1 protein-coding gene and 1 pseudogene are annotated in these 2,113 nt (G+C 39.5%); one reads left to right on the forward strand and one right to left on the reverse strand.

The genetic code is table 11. The annotated features are described in order from the left end of the window. The first annotated feature begins 279 nt into the window (after window positions 1–279). A complete protein-coding gene (locus tag L647_RS0117835; RefSeq protein WP_024612248.1) occupies window positions 280–1,695 on the forward strand; it encodes a sodium:alanine symporter family protein in 1,416 nt (471 codons plus the stop codon). Window positions 1,696–1,727: 32 nt separating this feature from the next. On the opposite strand, the pseudogene L647_RS0117840 reads toward L647_RS0117835, so the two are convergent. Further along, window positions 1,728–2,113: pseudogene (locus tag L647_RS0117840) on the reverse strand (IS4 family transposase); the annotation flags it as partial.

Here is a 2,113-nt window from a genome sequence, read left to right on the forward strand (position 1 = left end):
CCGAAGTTTTATTTAACTCTCTGAGTAGTTCGCTCCTCGCTAGGCGTTGGCGTTTCCCGTCTCAGTGGGGTCGCATTATAGGGGGCGGCGAATTTTACGCAAGCGTTATTTACATAAAATAGTAATTAAAATTAAGCCCCAAGCAAGCGCACACGATAGACACAAGTTACCCACAAAAACCTGTTGATAACTCTGTTTTTGCACTTTAAAACTAAACACTTTTATCCTGATGTGATAAGTTGCGTTCACTTTTTTAACTCATGTATTTAGGCAGTATCCATGACAGACATAATAAACAGTATAAGTGCCCTTCTATGGGGCCAAGTTCTCGTCTACTTATTAATAGCAGCAGGCCTCTTCTTTACTTTTCGATTAGGCTTTATTCAGTTTGTACAATTCCCACATATGTTCAAAGTTATGTTTGGCTCTCGTAAATGTGCCGATAACGAAATTTCATCCTTTCAGGCTTTTTGTACTTCATTAGCTGCGCGCGTTGGTACAGGTAATATGGCTGGTGTTGCTGTTGCCTTATACCTAGGTGGTCCAGGTGCTATTTTTTGGATGTGGCTTATTGCATTAATAGGTATGGCGACGAGTTTTGCCGAGAGTACTTTAGCCCAGGCTTATAAGACAAAAGATGCTGAAGGTAATTTTAGAGGCGGTCCTGCTTATTATATGCAAAACGGTTTAGGCAAACGCTGGATGGGAATTTTATTCTCGTTATGCTTAATTTTAGCCTTTGGTTTAGTATTTAACGCCGTACAGTCAAACTCTATTGCTGCAGCATTTGAAGTAGCGTTTGATGTACCTAAGTATATAGTAGGCATTCTTCTGGTCATTGGTTCTGGCATTATTATTTTTGGTGGTCTAAAAACAATTTCTCGTTTTGCCGAAATGGTTGTGCCATTTATGGCATTAGCTTATTTATTAGTTGCTCTTTATGTATGTGCTATTAACTTTACTGCACTACCTGATGTACTTGCACTTATTATAAAGAGTGCTCTTGGTATTGAACAAGCCGGTGCTGGTGCAATTGGTTATGGTGTTACACAAGCTATGATCCAAGGTATAAAACGTGGTTTATTCTCAAACGAAGCAGGTATGGGTAGCGCTGCTAATGCAGCAGCGACTGCAACGCCTTACCCTCCTCACCCCGCATCACAAGGTTATGTACAAATGCTAGGTGTCTTTATTGATACTATTGTTATTTGTACAGCGACTGCTTCTCTTATTTTACTATCACAGCAATTAGTACCTGGATCTGGTATTACAGGGATTGAGCTCACGCAAGCAGCATTACAAGAACATGTTGGCGACTGGGGCACTTATTTTATTGCTATTGCTATACTCTTTTTTGCATTTACTTCTATAGTTGCTAATTACTCTTACGCTGAAACAAATTTAATGTTTTTAGGACGCAACTCTAATAAAGGTATGTTTATCTTTAGACTTGTTGTTTTAGGTATGGTGATGTTTGGTGCTGTTGGTGAGCTTGGTTTAATTTGGACACTGGCAGATATATCGATGGGTTTAATGGCCATTGTAAACGTTATAGCGCTATTTATGCTTTCAGGTGTTGTTGTATGGCTTTCTAAAGATTATAACGAACAACGTAAAAAGGGCTTAATACCCACTTTTGATAAAAGTAAGCATCCAAAACTTGCTAAAGAGGTCGACCCCGAGGCCTGGAAATAAATAATAAACAGCGAGCTGCGGCTTAATGCCAGTCAGTTAACAGCTGACTGGCGTTTTTTATTGGGGTATTTACTGGGTTTTGGTTTCACACACCTCGGATACGCCCGCTCCCGTTTTATCGGCAATATGTGATGTTCAACTTGAGCTTGTAATTGCTCTATTGATTTAGGTATCCGTCCTGCATTTTCTATAAACATTGTATGAATAAGGTTAATAATACTAATAGCACACGTCGTAAAACTCAGGTGTTTTGCATATATTCCAGACTTTTTCTGCGCCATTTTCACCATCTGGTATCGGAGCAAGTTATAGCTCAACATTACGCCCCATAATTCTTGCGCTATCATCTCAGGTTTCTTGCTGCGTAGCGTGAAGTGACTATTTAGTAAGGTTTGTTTCATTTCTCGATAACCAAGTT

Origin of the sequence: Pseudoalteromonas sp. TB64 (assembly GCF_000498095.1) — a bacterium.
GTDB lineage: Bacteria > Pseudomonadota > Gammaproteobacteria > Enterobacterales > Alteromonadaceae > Pseudoalteromonas.